Source organism: Gordonia sp. G4 (genome assembly GCF_057770005.1).
The window spans coordinates 3,769,135-3,782,549 of sequence record NZ_CM173442.1; the positions used below are offsets into that span (position 1 = coordinate 3,769,135).

10 protein-coding genes are annotated in these 13,415 nt (G+C 68.9%); all 10 read left to right on the plus strand.

Going from position 1 to position 13,415, the window contains the following annotated elements; all coding sequences use genetic code 11:
* Window positions 1-48 precede the first annotated feature (48 nt).
* The 10 genes from AC3B5T_RS16885 (at window position 49) to proB (ending at window position 13,403) form a co-directional block, all read left to right on the plus strand.
* Window positions 49-2,739 (plus strand): valine--tRNA ligase, encoded by a 2,691-nt coding sequence (locus AC3B5T_RS16885; RefSeq protein ID WP_055474769.1) that lies wholly within the window; start codon window positions 49-51, stop codon window positions 2,737-2,739.
* Window positions 2,736-4,268, plus strand: coding sequence for a bifunctional tetrahydrofolate synthase/dihydrofolate synthase (folC, locus tag AC3B5T_RS16890; protein WP_055474770.1), 1,533 nt, complete (start codon window positions 2,736-2,738; stop codon window positions 4,266-4,268). Before AC3B5T_RS16885 ends, folC begins: the two co-directional genes overlap by 4 nt.
* Window positions 4,265-4,654, plus strand: coding sequence for a DUF4233 domain-containing protein (locus AC3B5T_RS16895; RefSeq protein ID WP_010841619.1), 390 nt, complete (start codon window positions 4,265-4,267; stop codon window positions 4,652-4,654). Before folC ends, AC3B5T_RS16895 begins: the two co-directional genes overlap by 4 nt.
* A 222-nt stretch (window positions 4,655-4,876) precedes the next feature.
* On the plus strand, window positions 4,877-5,338 hold the full coding sequence (locus tag AC3B5T_RS16900; protein ID WP_083888955.1) for a hypothetical protein: 462 nt from the start codon (window positions 4,877-4,879) through the stop codon (window positions 5,336-5,338).
* A 37-nt stretch (window positions 5,339-5,375) separates the two neighbouring features.
* Window positions 5,376-5,792 carry a nucleoside-diphosphate kinase gene (gene ndk / locus AC3B5T_RS16905; protein ID WP_010841617.1) on the plus strand — a complete coding sequence of 139 codons (417 nt, stop codon included), beginning with the start codon at window positions 5,376-5,378 and terminating at the stop codon, window positions 5,790-5,792.
* A 427-nt stretch (window positions 5,793-6,219) separates the two neighbouring features.
* On the plus strand, window positions 6,220-9,792 hold the full coding sequence (locus AC3B5T_RS16910) for a translation initiation factor IF-2 N-terminal domain-containing protein (RefSeq protein ID WP_488357755.1): 3,573 nt from the start codon (window positions 6,220-6,222) through the stop codon (window positions 9,790-9,792).
* Between the two features lie 282 nt (window positions 9,793-10,074).
* Window positions 10,075-10,386, plus strand: coding sequence for a 50S ribosomal protein L21 (gene rplU / locus AC3B5T_RS16915; RefSeq protein ID WP_004019625.1), 312 nt, complete (start codon window positions 10,075-10,077; stop codon window positions 10,384-10,386).
* A 37-nt stretch (window positions 10,387-10,423) separates the two neighbouring features.
* Window positions 10,424-10,687: a 50S ribosomal protein L27 gene (rpmA, locus tag AC3B5T_RS16920; protein ID WP_004019626.1), complete on the plus strand. Its 264-nt coding sequence runs from the start codon at window positions 10,424-10,426 to the stop codon at window positions 10,685-10,687.
* A gap of 98 nt (window positions 10,688-10,785) precedes the next feature.
* On the plus strand, window positions 10,786-12,255 hold the full coding sequence (gene obgE, locus AC3B5T_RS16925; protein ID WP_010841615.1) for a GTPase ObgE: 1,470 nt from the start codon (window positions 10,786-10,788) through the stop codon (window positions 12,253-12,255).
* Entirely contained in the window at window positions 12,252-13,403 is a 1,152-nt protein-coding gene (proB, locus tag AC3B5T_RS16930; RefSeq protein WP_010841614.1) for a glutamate 5-kinase, read from the plus strand. Before obgE ends, proB begins: the two co-directional genes overlap by 4 nt.
* Window positions 13,404-13,415: the final 12 nt, after the last annotated feature.

Below are 13,415 nucleotides of genomic sequence, written 5' to 3' on the forward strand. Positions count from 1 at the left end.
ACGGGTCCCGGGCGAGGTCCGGCCCGGCGGAAACATAGAATAGCGCCCGTGACATCACCCGACCAGACATCCGCGTTGCCCGACACAGCGTCGTCCCGGACTGCCGTACCCGAGACCGGGTTGCCCAAGTCCTGGGACCCCGCTGAGCACGAGGCGTCGCTCTACCAGGGCTGGGTGGACGCCGGGTACTTCACCGCGGACGCGGCGAGCGACAAACCGCCGTTCTCCATCGTGATCCCGCCGCCGAATGTCAACGGCTCCCTGCACATGGGCCATGCCTATGAGCACGTCCTGATGGACGCGCTCTCGCGTCGTCGCCGCATGCAGGGCTACGAGGTGCTGTGGCTGCCCGGCATGGACCACGCGGCGATCGCGATGCAGACGATGGTCGAGCGCAAGCTCGCCGCCGAGGGCAAGACGCGCGACGACCTCGGCCGGGAGGCGTTCATCGACCGCGTGTGGGCCGAGAAGGCCGAGATCGGCGGCAACATCGGTGAGCAGATGCGTCGCCTCGGCGACAGCGTCGACTGGTCACGCGAGCGATTCACGATGGACGAGGGTCTGTCGCGCGCGGTGCACACGGTGTTCAAGAAGATGTTCGACGACGGGTTGATCTACCAGGCGGAGCGACTGGTCAACTGGTCGCCGGTCCTCAAGACGGCCGTCAGCGACATCGAGGTGAGCTACGCCGACGTGGAGGGCGAGCTCGTCAGCTTCCGCTACGGATCGCTCGACGACGCCGAACCCCACATCGTCGTCGCGACGACCCGGCTGGAGACGATGCTCGGCGACACCGCGATCGCGGTGCATCCCGACGATGACCGTTATGCGCACCTGGTCGGCACCGAACTGCCGCACCCGTTCGTCGACCGGATGATCCCGGTCGTCGCCGACGACTATGTCGACCCGGAATTCGGCAGTGGCGCAGTGAAGATCACCCCGGCGCACGATCCCAACGACTTCGCGCTCGGGCAGCGACACGATCTGCCGATGCCGACGATCATGGACTCCTCGGCCCGGATCGCCGACACCGGAACCGAATTCGACGGCATGGATCGGTTCGAGGCGCGCGTCAAGGTGCGCGAGGCGCTGGCCGAACAGGGTCGGATCGTCAAAGAAGTGCGTCCGTACCTGCACAGTGTCGGTCACTCGGAGCGGACCGGCGAGCCGATCGAACCGCGACTGTCGATGCAGTGGTGGGTGGCGGTCGACAGGCTGGCCGCGGCGGCCGGCGACGCGGTGCGCGACGGGTCGACGGTGATCCATCCGAAGTCGATGGAACCGCGCTGGTTCGCCTGGGTCGACGACATGCACGACTGGTGTATCTCGCGTCAGCTGTGGTGGGGTCACCGCATCCCGATCTGGTACGGACCCGATGGTGACGTGGTGTGCGTCGGACCCGACGAGCAGGCCCCCGAGGGTTACGTCCAGGAGACCGACGTCCTCGACACCTGGTTCTCCTCCGGGCTGTGGCCGTTCTCCACGATGGGCTGGCCCGACCAGACCGCGGATCTCGAGAAGTTCTATCCCACTTCGGTTCTGGTCACCGGATACGACATCTTGTTCTTCTGGGTGGCCCGGATGATGATGTTCGGCACCTACGTCGGCAAGGATCTGGGGCCGGGCAACGAGATCCCGTTCCACAACCTGTTCCTGCACGGGCTGGTGCGCGACGAGCACGGTCGCAAGATGTCGAAGTCGAAGGGCAACGGCATCGACCCGCTGGACTGGGTGGAGCGCTTCGGCGCCGACGCCCTGCGTTTCACGCTTGCCCGCGGCGCGAATCCCGGTTCGGACATCTCGGTCGGTGAGGACCACGCCCAGTCGTCGCGCAACTTCGCGACCAAGCTTTACAACGCCACCAAGTTCGCACTGATGAACGGTGCGAAGGTCGGTGAGCTGCCCGACGCGGAGACGCTGACCGACGCCGACCGGTGGATCCTCGGCCGCCTCGATGAGGTGCTCGCCGAGGTCGACGCCGGATTCGAGTCCTACGAGTTCTCCAAGGCCTGCGAGGCGCTCTACCACTTCGCCTGGGACGAGGTGTGCGACTGGTACCTCGAGCTGGCGAAGGTGCAGATCGCCCAGAACGACGAGAACCGTTCGGAATCAACCGCGCTCGTGCTCGGCGCGGTCCTGGAACCGTTGCTGAGGGCGCTGTCGCCGGTGATGCCGTTCGTCACCGAGGTGCTCTGGAAGACCCTCACCGGGGGCGAATCTCTCGTGGTCGCACCGTGGCCGACCACGTCGGGACGCGAATGGTCGTCGGATTCGGCGGCCCGCGTGGACGATCTGCAACGACTGATCACCGAGGTCCGCCGTTTCCGCAGCGATCAGGGTCTGCGTCCGGGTCAGCGCGTCTCCGTCCAGTTCGACGGACTCGGCGAAGCCGGGCTCGAACCGCTGCTGCCGTACGTGACCTCCCTGGCGCGCCTCGATCCGGCCGGACCGGACTTCGGTGCGACCGCGACCATCGAGGTCCGACTGAGTGTGGCCACGGTGGTCGTCGCGATCGACACCTCGGGCACCGTCGACGTCGAGGCCGAGCGCAAGCGACTCACGAAGGACCTGGCGGTCGCCGAGAAGGAACTGTCGACGACGTCGGCGAAACTGGGCAACGAGCAGTTCCTCTCCAAGGCGCCGGACCACGTGGTCGCCAAGATCCGGGACCGACAGCGGATCGCGACCGAAGAGGTCGAGCGGCTGAACGCAAAGCTGGCGAGTCTGGCCGGCGCGTGAGTGACGACAACGGTTTCCCCGAAGAGGACCCCGCCGTCCTGGGAATGGATGCGGCGGGTGACCCCCTGGGTCTCTCGGCGATCATGGACGAGGACGAACCCGATCCCGATGCCGCGCCGGCGCCGTTGCGCGTCACCGACAGCGCCGACGAGCTCGCCGAACTCGCCGACGTCGAGGCAGAGCTCGACACCCGGTGGCCCGAGACGAAGATCGAGCCGTCGCTGACCCGGATCGCGACGCTCATGGACCTGCTCGGGTCTCCGCAGCACGGTTACCCGGCCATCCACATCGCCGGAACCAACGGCAAGACGTCGGTCACCCGGATGGTCGATGCCCTGCTGTCCGCGCTGCACCGGCGCACCGGCCGGATCACGAGTCCGCACCTGCAGCGGGTCACCGAGCGGATCTCGGTGGACGGCAGGCCGATCCCCGCCCGCACCTACATCGACACCTACCGGGAACTCGAGCCGTACATCACCATGGTCGACGATTCGTCGACGACGGCGGGTGGACCGCGGATGAGCAAGTTCGAGGTGTTGACCGCGATGGCGTACGCGGTGTTCGCCGAGGCGCCCGTCGACGTGGCGGTCGTGGAGACCGGCATGGGTGGGCGCTGGGACGCGACCAACGTCATCGACGGCACGGTCTCGGTCATCACGCCGATCGCGATGGACCACGCGGACTATCTCGGCGACACGTTGACCGCGATCGCGGGGGAGAAGGCCGGAATCATCAAGGCCGTCGAACCCGATGCCGCCGGGACCGTCGACCCCGTCACGGTCATCGCCGAGCAGAGCCCCGAGGTCATGGACGTCCTGCTGCGCGCGGCCGTGGACGCGGGCACCATCGTCGCCCGCCAGGGTTCGGAGTTCGCGGTCCTCGATTCGGTCATCGCCGTCGGCGGGCAGATGCTCACCATCCAGGGTCTCGGCGGTGTCTACGACGAGATATTCGTGCCGTTGCACGGCGCGCATCAGGCGGCGAATGCCGCGCTGGCCCTCGCTGCGGTGGAGGCGTTCTTCGGTGCGGGTGCCGACCGGCAACTCGACATCGATGCCGTCCGTGCGGGTTTCGCGACAGTCGAGAACCCGGGGCGGCTCGAACGGCTGCGCAGCGCGCCGACGGTGTTCGCCGACGCGGCGCACAATCCGCACGGCGCGGCCGCGCTCGCGCAGGCCCTGGCCGAGGAATTCGACTTCCGTCGTCTCGTCGGCGTGGTCGGCGTGCTCGGCGACAAGGACGCCCGTGGGGTCCTCGAGGCTCTGGAACCGGTGCTCGACGCCGTCGTCGTCACCGACAACGGATCTCCCCGTGCCCTCGATCCCGAATCGCTCGCGGAATACGCGCGCGAGGTGTTCGGCGAGGACCGCGTGGTCGTCAAACCCTTCCTGCCCGATGCGGTCGAAGAGGCCATCGCCTTGGCCGAGGAGGCCGACGGGGAGCGCGTGTCGGGAGCCGGCGTGGTCATCACCGGGTCTGTCGTGACCGCCGGTGCCGCGCGAACTCTTTTCGGTAAGGAACCCTCATGACCCGGTACACCCCACCCACGAACGATCCGTGGAAGGGGTTGCGCGGCGTGATGGCCGGCACGATGATCCTCGAGGTCATCGTCGTGATCCTGGCCTTCCCGATCGTGTGGCGCCTCGGCGACGGTCTGACTTGGTTGTCGGGCGGGTACCTCACGCTGGTCGTCATCGCGATGATCCTCGCCGCCGGGGTCCAGGGACGGCCGTACGCGATCACCCTCGATCTCATCCTGCAGGTGGTCCTGATCGTCGGCGGGATCTTCCACTGGTCGATCGCCGTGGTGGGGATCATCTTCGGGTCGGTCTGGCTCTACATCCGCTACATCAAGGCCGACGTCGAGAAGCGTGTCGAGCGCGGGATGCTGCCCGGCCAGGAGCCGATCGAGTAACCGGGAACTCGGGCGGTGCCGCCGGCCCCGGACATGTGACCAGCCGTGTTCGCGTTGATCAGGCCGGGGTTTGGTGGCCGCAAGACCTGTGGCCGGACCGTTATCGCCGAAGCGGGCCGGTGTGGGGTGCTTGCTGCAACAATGGCCCAAGCCGCGGGGGCGACAGGTCGTTCCTCGCAGCTTGTCGAACCCCATTCCGATACACCCGATGTGAGGACATACGTGCAGTTGCAGCTCTCCCGGACCGCCATCTTCGACCGCACCCGCCGCACTGTGCTCCCCGCGGCTGTCCTGGCCGGCGCGGCACTCGCGCTGGCCGTCCCGGCATCGGCCGCCGCGGCTCCGGAGGACGAGCAGCCCCCGGTCGCGATCGCGAACTTCACGGGAGCGCCCGTCGCCGATGCGCCGGTTCCCGTCGGGCCGGGGGAGTACAGCTATGTCGCCACACACGCGATCACCGAGCGCGCCGCCTCGATGAAGGCGCCCGAGGCGATCGCCAGTCTTCCTGTGCCGGCTCAATACCGGCCCGCGAATCTCGGTCTGGCGCAACAGTTCGACCTCGCGCTGGCCGGCGCACTCGCCTCACCGGGCGGATGCGTTCAGGTGATCGTCGATCCGCGCTCCCGCACCGGGAGTCTCTTCAATTACGGTTTCTTCCCGGTTGCGGGTGAGTACTGCTCCTGACCGGTGCGGAATCACAGCCGGTCGATAGGGTGTCAGCGTGACTGAACGCACTCTCGTACTCATCAAGCCGGACGGCGTCGAACGCGGCCTCGTCGGCGACATCATCAGCCGCATCGAGCGCAAGGGCTTGACCCTGGTGGCTCTCGAGCTCAAGACCGCCGGCGACGAGGTCGCCCGCGGACACTATGCCGAGCACGAGGGCAAGCCGTTCCATCCCTCGCTGCTCGAGTTCATCACCTCGGGCCCGCTGGTTGCGGCAGTCCTCGAAGGACCCCGCGCGGTGGCCGCGTTCCGGCAGATCGCCGGCGGCACCGATCCGGTGGAGAAGGCCGTGCCCGGAACCATCCGCGCCGACTTCGCGCTCGACACGCAATACAACCTGGTCCACGGGTCTGATTCGCCCGAATCGGCGCAGCGTGAAATCGCCCTCTGGTTTCCCGGACTCGAGGGCTGAAACGGGGTCTCCAGCTCGACGCGCGCGGTCAAACGCTCATCCTTTGCGGTCATCCGACCGCGGTGTGGGATACTTGTGCAGTTATCGCCGACACACTTTGTCGACGACAACCGGATGACGCGCCCTGGTTCCGGCGCGTCGCGGTGCGGCACTGACGCACCGCGACGCCACGGAACCGCAGCTGACCCCACCGAGTTCGCACTGCTGCCAGCAGCCGAACAGTCAGGTTCTGCCTGTGCCCGGTGGCGTGGAAGGCGTCCGGGGACGCGGTCATCGACACAGCAAGAGCGTCGTCGGGTGATCCGCAGGTCGGGTCGTCGTGACGACGCGCAGACCACACAACACCGGTCCGACACGGACCGGGACACAGAGCAGACCCTCGCGTGGCCGCGTCAGCCCGACGCGCCCGGGGGTTCGAGGAGACTGAGTGACCGACAACGGGTCGCCGGCTGACGCGAACGCAGCGTCGGAATCGGCGGAGGAATTTCCCAGCAAACTTCGTGTGCACGCCCTGGCGCGTTTCTTGGGCCTGACGAGTCGACAGGTACTGGCTCACCTGGCGAATCTCGGCGTGCAGACCCGCAGCCCACAATCCAGCGTCGACCGCGACCTGGCGAAAGCCGTGGCGGAACGAGTTCGGGCCGGCGTCGACGAGAACGCCGAGACGCCTGCGCAGACAGTGCCGGCCGACACCCCGACCGAGGCGCCGTCGGCCGAGCCCGCACCGGCCGAGACCGGATCAGCCGAGATCACGTCGGCCGATCCGGAGCCGACCGCGGTCGAGCCGACACCGACCCCCGCGGACGAGCCGACACCGACCCCCGCGGACGAGCCGACACAGACCTCCGCGGACGACGCCTCATCGACACCGCCGGCGGCCGAGGCCCCGACTCTGTTCTCGGCGGCGTCGGCGCAGTACGACGCGCCCGTGGCATCGTCTGCCGGCGAGGCCGACACGTCTGCCGGCGTGCAGCCGCTGTTCCTGCAGCCGCAGGCACCGGCCGAGAAGCCCCGCTCCGCCCGCTCGGGGCGCGCCAAGCCCAAGGTCGAAACGAGCGCCAGCGGCGACGCGAACGCCGAGGACGAATCGGCCGGCACTGCCGCCCCTGAGGCCGCCGCGACCCCGGAATCCGGGGATGAACCCGCCGGCGCGCGGGGTCGCGAGGCGTCGGCGTCCGACGTGGCGACAGCGGACGAGGCGACGACCGACGATTCGAACGCCGGCAGCTCGACCCCCGATGACACCGACGATTCGAACGGCGACGACTCTGCCGACGATTCGAACACCGACGATTCGAACGGCGACGACTCGGGTTCGGGTCGGAGTCGCCGGCGCCGGCGCGGTCGGCGAGGGCGCGGGCGAGGTCGGGGAGACCAGGGCGCGGACGGCGAGTCCGACACGGACGACTCGGACGCCGACGAGTCGGACACGGACGACGCAGACGACTCCGCCGTCACCGACGGGCGGGGCGCCGAGGCGACCCGCGAGTCCGACAGCACCGCCGGCGAGACCGATTCCGACGACACCTCCGCCGACGACGAGTCGTCCGACGAGTCGCGCTCGGAGGAAGGCCGCCCGTCGGGCAAGCGCACACGGCGCCGCAGCCGCCGGTCGGGTTCGGACAAGTCGGGTGACGCCGAGTCCTCGAGCTCGTCGGGCGACCGTGCCGACGAGGCCACCGACGACTCCGACACCACTGACGAGTCGGACGACGACGCCTCCGGTGACGATGACTCCGGCGATTCGTCGTCGACTCGTCGCCGTCGTCGCCGTCGCCGTCGCAAAGGTGGCGGCGAATCGGAAGAGGTGTCTCCCGACGATCCGCCGAACACCGTCGTCCACGAACGCGAACCGCGCAGCAAGCGCGCCCGTGACGAGGTCCAGGGGATCTCGGGATCGACGCGGCTGGAGGCCAAGCGCCAGCGTCGCCGCGACGGGCGCGATGCCGGCCGGCGTCGGCCACCGATCCTGACCGAGTCGGAGTTCCTGGCGCGGCGCGAGGCGGTCGACCGGGTCATGGTCGTCCGCGAACGCAGCGCCAACAGCCGCATCTCCGGAAACGACGGGCACGAACACGCCGCGGTCGAGGACTACACCCAGGTCGCGGTCCTCGAAGACGGCGTCCTCGTCGAACACTTCGTGACCACCGCGACATCGTCGTCGATGGTCGGCAACATCTATCTCGGTCGGGTCCAGAACGTCCTGCCGGGCATGGAGGCCGCATTCGTCGACATCGGCCGGGGACGCAACGGTGTCCTGTACGCGGGTGAGGTCAACTGGGACGCCGCCGGACTCGACGGTGGTTCGCGCAAGATCGAGCAGGCGCTCAAGCCGGGCGACAACGTTCTCGTGCAGGTCAGCAAGGACCCGGTGGGGCACAAGGGCGCCCGACTGACCACGCAGATCTCGCTGGCCGGCCGCTACCTGGTGTACGTGCCGGGTGGTTCGTCGACGGGGATCAGCCGCAAGCTGCCCGACGTCGAGCGCAAACGTCTCAAGCAGATCCTGGCGAAGCTCGTCCCCGACGAGGCCGGGGTCATCATCCGCACCGCCTCGGAGGGAGTCAGCGCCGAGGAACTCGGTGCCGACATCGCTCGTCTCGAGTCGCAGTGGAAGACCATCGACGAGGCGGTCACACAGGCCAAGAAGGGCGGGTCGTCGAACCCGAAGCCGCTGTACGAGGAGCCCGACCTCCTGGTGCGTGTGGTCCGAGACCTGTTCAACGAGGACTTCAAGAAGCTCGTCGTCGAGGGCGACAAGGCCTGGAACCTGGTCGAGGGTTACGTCGGCTCGGTGGCCTCGGATCTGATGGAGCGCGTCGAGAAGTTCGAGAAGCCTCATGCCGACGCGCCGGATTCGTTCGTGGTGCACCGCATCGATGAGCAACTCGCGAAGGCCCTCGACCGGAAGGTGTGGCTGCCCTCCGGCGGCACGCTGATCATCGAGCACACCGAGGCGATGACCGTCGTCGACGTCAACACCGGCAAGTTCACCGGCTCGGGCGGCAACCTCGAGGAGACCGTGACGCGCAACAACCTCGAGGCCGCCGAGGAGATCGTGCGGCAGATGCGGTTGCGCGACATCGGCGGCATGATCATCGTCGACTTCATCGACATGGTCCTCGAGTCCAACCGGGACCTGGTGCTGCGCAGGCTGACCGAGGCCCTCGCCCGTGACCGCACGCGCCATCAGGTGTCCGAGGTGACCTCGCTCGGCCTCGTCCAGATGACCCGGAAGCGTCTGGGAACCGGTCTGCTCGAAGCGTTCTCGACCACCTGCACCGCGTGCAGCGGCCGGGGCATCATCGTGCACTCGAATCCCGTCGAGGTGAAGTCCGACGACTCCGCACGCGCGGAGGGTTCGGGCTCGAAGCGGTCGCGCCGGGGCAAGAAGAAGGCCGACGCACAGCCCGAGGCCGCACCGGCCGTCGCGCCCGCCCACAAGCCCGCCGAACATCCGATGTTCCGGGCGATGGCAGCGCACTCCCACGACGACGACCACGATGAACACGGCGGACCACACCCCGACGGCGACGCTGCGCGTCGTTCCGACGGTGACACGGCACCGACGGTCGAGGCGTCCGAGCAATCGGCCGCGGGGGCCGGGACAGACACTTCCGGGGACCGCACGGCCGCCGCGCCGGACGTCCCAGAGCCCGTCGTCTCAGCGCCCGTCGCTTCGGAGCCCGTCGCGACAGAGGCTGCCGTCACGGAGCCGGCGGCGACGGAATCGGCGGACGCCGAGTCCGCCGGTACGTCGTCCGACGGTCAGGCTCCGGCGGCCGCACGGCGTCGGCGCCGGGTCGTCCGGCGTCCCGCGCAGACGACCACGGCACCCGAGAACGTGGTGATGACCGCGGTCGACGTGGTTCCGGACACCCCGACCACGACCTTCGGTCCGGTGTCGTCCGGAACCGGTGAGGCGGCCGTCGCGGTCCGGCGCCGGCCGCGCAAACGCAGCGCCGGCCGTCCGGCGGGACCGCCGCCGGCCGAGGACTGACCGGAGTGGGGCAACTGGTCACGGGCCGGCGGTGGGCGAGTTTGACCCGACCACCGACGTTCCCGTAATCTTGGAAAGTCGCCTCCTGCGGAGGGTCTGCGCTGTTCTGCCCGCTTCGGCACAGCAACGGTGCGAATCCCGTCGGAGGCCCTCTGGTGCGAACCGCAGCTTCCCCGCCACGTGACGGGCTACCCTGCGGCCCGCCCCGGCACGCACAACACAAACGCCCCAGGAGCGTCAGCGCCCCGAGGGTCCGAGTAGACGAGTAAGAGGAAAACTTCGATGGCAACGTACGCGATCGTCAAGACCGGCGGAAAGCAGTACAAGGTCGCTGAGGGCGACACTGTGAAGGTCGAGAAGATCGACGGAGAGATCGGCAGCACGGTGAGCCTGCCGGTCGCGTTGGTCGTCGACGGGTCGAACCTGACCACCGATGCCGACAAGCTGGCCAAGATCTCGGTCACCGGCGAGGTCGTCGACCACGTCAAGGGTCCCAAGATCCGCATCCACAAGTTCAAGAACAAGACCGGCTACCACAAGCGCCAGGGTCACCGTCAGAAGCTGACGGTCCTCAAGGTCACCGGCATCAAGTAGTTCGACCAGTTCGAGAAGACCTCAGGAGGACTGACACATGGCACACAAGAAGGGCGCGTCCAGCTCGCGCAACGGTCGCGATTCCAACGCCCAGCGACTCGGTGTGAAGCGCTTCGGCGGCCAGCAGGTGAGCGCAGGCGAGATCCTGGTCCGCCAGCGCGGCACCAAGTTCCACCCCGGCGTCAACGTCGGTCGCGGTGGCGACGACACCCTGTTCGCGCTGGCCGCGGGCGCGGTGGAGTTCGGCTCCAAGCGTGGCCGCAAGACGGTCAACATCGTCCCGGAAACCGCTTCGGTCTGACCCGAGCAACCGGCACGACACAGCCTTTACACAGGGCGGGCAGGGTCATCGCGTACCCCGCCCGCCCTGTTCTTTTTTGACTGAAGTAAGGAATCTCGATGTCTCGGTTCGTCGACCGCGTGACCATCCATGTCGCCGCGGGGAACGGCGGCCACGGCGTCGCGTCGGTCCATCGGGAGAAGTTCAAACCTCTCGGCGGGCCGGACGGCGGCAACGGCGGCAACGGCGGGTCGGTGCGACTCGTCGTCGACCCCCAGGTGCACACCCTCCTCGACTTCCATTTCCATCCGCATGCCAAGGCCTCCAACGGCAGGCCCGGAGGGGGCGACAACCGCGACGGCGCGAACGGTGAGGATCTCGTCCTCAAGGTGCCCGACGGCACGGTCGTCCTGGACGATCGCGGGACCATCCTCGCCGACCTGGTGGGCGAGGGCACGGTCTTCGAAGCCGCGCAGGGTGGTCGTGGCGGTCTGGGGAACGCGGCCCTCGCGTCGAAGGCTCGCAAGGCCCCCGGCTTCGCGCTGCTGGGGGAGGAGGGGCAACAGCGTTCGCTCGTCCTCGAACTCAAGTCCGTCGCCGACGTCGGCCTCGTCGGATTCCCGTCGGCCGGCAAGTCCTCGCTGGTGTCGGTGCTCTCGGCCGCCAAGCCGAAGATCGCGGACTACCCCTTCACGACGCTCGTCCCGAACCTCGGAGTCGTGCAGACCGCGGGCGACGTGTTCACCATCGCCGACGTCCCCGGTCTGATCCCGGGCGCCTCGACCGGCCGCGGTCTCGGCCTCGAGTTCCTCCGTCACCTCGAGCGCTGCGCGGTGCTCGCACACGTCGTCGACTGCGCCACACTGGAACCCGGCCGCGACCCGATCTCCGACATCGACGCGCTCGAAGCCGAGCTGGCCGCCTACGTCCCGGCACTCGACGACGACCACGGACTCGGCGACCTCGCGTCCCGTCCCCGCGTGGTGATCCTCAACAAGCTGGACGTTCCCGATGCCGCCGAGCTCGCCGATCTCATCGAACCCGAACTCGCCGAACGCGGTTGGCCGGTGTTCCGGATCTCGGCGGTCGCCCACGAAGGTCTGCGTGAGCTCACCTTCGCGCTGGCGCGGATGGTGCGGGAGTACCGGGAGGCCCAGCCCCCCAAGGTCGCCCGGCGCGCGATCATCCGGCCCAAGGCCGTCGACGACACGGGCTTCACGATCGAGACCGATCCGGACAACGAGGGCGGCTTCATCGTCCGCGGTACCCGCCCCGAGCGCTGGATCGCGCAGACCCAGTTCGACAACGACGAGGCCGTGGGCTACCTGGCCGACCGGCTCAACCGTCTCGGCGTCGAGGACGAACTGGTGCGTCGCGGTGCCGAGCCGGGTGCACCCGTCACGATCGGGCCCGTCACCTTCGACTGGGAACCGTCGACGCCGATGGGCGACGACGTCCCGGTCACCGGTCGCGGCACCGACATCCGACTCGACCGCTCCGATCGCGTGGGCGCCGCCGAACGCAAGCAGGCACGACGCCTGCGTCGCGGTCTCCCGGACGAGGACGGCGGGGAGCGGGACCTCCCGTGACCGCGGGGTCCGTCGATCGCGTCCGCGACGGGTCGGTGCGCGACCGGATCGCGCACGCACGCAGCGTGGTCGTGAAGATCGGCTCGTCGGCGCTGACCGACCTCACCGAGGGGCTCGACCGCGACCGGCTCGACGGCCTGGCCGACGCCCTCGAAGCACGGATGAGGGCCGGGTCGGATGTGATCGTCGTGTCCTCCGGTGCCATCGGCGCCGGTATCGCGCCGCTCGGGCTCAAACGACGCCCCACCGATCTGGCCACCAAGCAGGCGGCGGCCAGCGTCGGGCAGTTGGCTCTCGCGCACGCGTGGGGTACGTCCTTCGCGCGGTACGGCCGCACGGTGGGTCAGGTCCTGCTCACCGCCGACGACATCTCCAATCGCAGTCATCACGCGAACGCCCAACGGACACTTGACCGTCTGCGTTCACTGGGTGCCGTCGCGGTGGTGAACGAGAACGACACCGTGGCCACCAACGAGATCCGCTTCGGCGACAACGACCGGCTCGCCGCGCTCGTCGCGCACCTGTCGGGAGCCGACGCGCTCATCCTGCTCTCCGATGTCGACGGCCTCTACGACGGTGATCCGCGCAAGGTCGGGATCGACGGTCGTCGTGCCCGGCTGATCCCGGAGGTCCATGGACCCGAGGACCTCGACGGGGTGATCGCCGGATCCGGCGGCGCGTTGGGTACGGGCGGCATGGCGTCCAAGCTGGCCGCCGCCCGGTTGTCGGCCGACGCCGGCGTGCCCGTGCTGCTGGCGGCTGCCTCGTCGGCGGCGCAGGCCTTGGCCGACGCCTCGGTGGGGACGGTGTTCGCCGCCCGGCCCGAGCGGCTGTCCGCCCGACGCTTCTGGGTGCGTCATGCCGCCGACGCACGCGGTCGGATCGTGCTCGACGACGGAGCGGTCGACGCGGTGTCGCGCAGGCGGCGTTCGCTTCTCGCCGCGGGGATCGTCGGGGCGACCGGCAGGTTCTTCGAAGGGGACGTCGTCGAACTCGTCGACCAGTACGACACGGTGCGGGCCCGGGGAGTCGCGGCCTACGGGATCGACGACGTGACCTCGATGGTCGGCCGCTCCACCGTCGACCTTCCCCCTGAGCTGCAGCGCCCGGTGGTCCACGCCGACGATCTGGTGGTCGTCTCGCGCTGAGGCGCGGACCGT

Bases quoted from the DNA above. Each gene is read 5' to 3' on its own strand.
- AC3B5T_RS16895 (WP_010841619.1), top strand. From the start codon at position 4,265: ATGACCCGGTACACCCCACCCACGAACGATCCGTGGAAGGGGTTGCGC.
- rpmA (WP_004019626.1), top strand. From the start codon at position 10,424: ATGGCACACAAGAAGGGCGCGTCCAGCTCGCGCAACGGTCGCGATTCC.
- rplU (WP_004019625.1), top strand. From the start codon at position 10,075: ATGGCAACGTACGCGATCGTCAAGACCGGCGGAAAGCAGTACAAGGTC.
- obgE (WP_010841615.1), top strand. From the start codon at position 10,786: ATGTCTCGGTTCGTCGACCGCGTGACCATCCATGTCGCCGCGGGGAAC.